Raw genomic sequence first — 690 nt, forward strand, 5'->3', positions numbered from 1 at the left:
ACCGGAGATGCTGCTCAACCTGCAAGCAGTCTAGCCGCGTCAGGAATGGTTCCCGCCGTCGTCGTCCGTCACGGCGGCCCCAGGGTCGGCGTCCGGCGCGTGACCCTTGCTTTGCGCAGGTGAGCCATATGCGTCGAACAGCCGCAGCAGCTCCATGGGAATCGGGAAGACCACGGTCGAGTTTTGCTCCGCGCCCAGCTCCAGCATTGAGGACAGGGTCCGTAACTGCATCGCCGCCGGATGGCGCTCCAGGACCTCGGCCGCCTTCCCGAGGTTCTCTGCAGCTTCCTGGTTGCTTGGCCAGCCCCACCCGCGGCTCGCCAATTGCGAAGTAGTCGACGTCGAACCGGAGATGCTGCTCAACCTGCAAGCAGTCTAGCCGCGTCAGGAATGGTTCCCGCCGTCGTCGTCCGTCACGGCGGCCCCAGGGTCGGCGTCCGGCGCGTGACCCTTGCTTTGCGCAGGTGAGCCATATGCGTCGAACAGCCGCAGCAGCTCCATGGGAATCGGGAAGACCACGGTCGAGTTTTGCTCCGCGCCCAGCTCCAGCATTGAGGACAGGGTCCGTAACTGCATCGCCGCCGGATGGCGCTCCAGGACCTCGGCCGCCTTCCCGAGGTTCTCTGCAGCTTCCTGCTCCCCAAGTGCATGGATGACCTTGGCCCGCCGGTCACGCTCGGACTCGGCTTT

The 690-nt window shown here is 65.5% G+C and carries 1 protein-coding gene and 1 pseudogene; both read right to left on the reverse strand.

From position 1 onward, the window contains the following. Window positions 1-39: 39 nt before the first annotated feature. A complete protein-coding gene (locus tag Y707_RS0112010; protein WP_155852938.1) occupies window positions 40-363 on the reverse strand; it encodes a hypothetical protein in 324 nt (107 codons plus the stop codon). A gap of 21 nt (window positions 364-384) precedes the next feature. Further along, window positions 385-690 (reverse strand): annotated as a pseudogene (locus Y707_RS25510) (slipin family protein); the annotation flags it as partial.

The organism is Arthrobacter sp. H14 (assembly GCF_000520495.1).
In the GTDB taxonomy this organism is placed as follows: Bacteria; Actinomycetota; Actinomycetes; order Actinomycetales; family Micrococcaceae; genus Arthrobacter_C.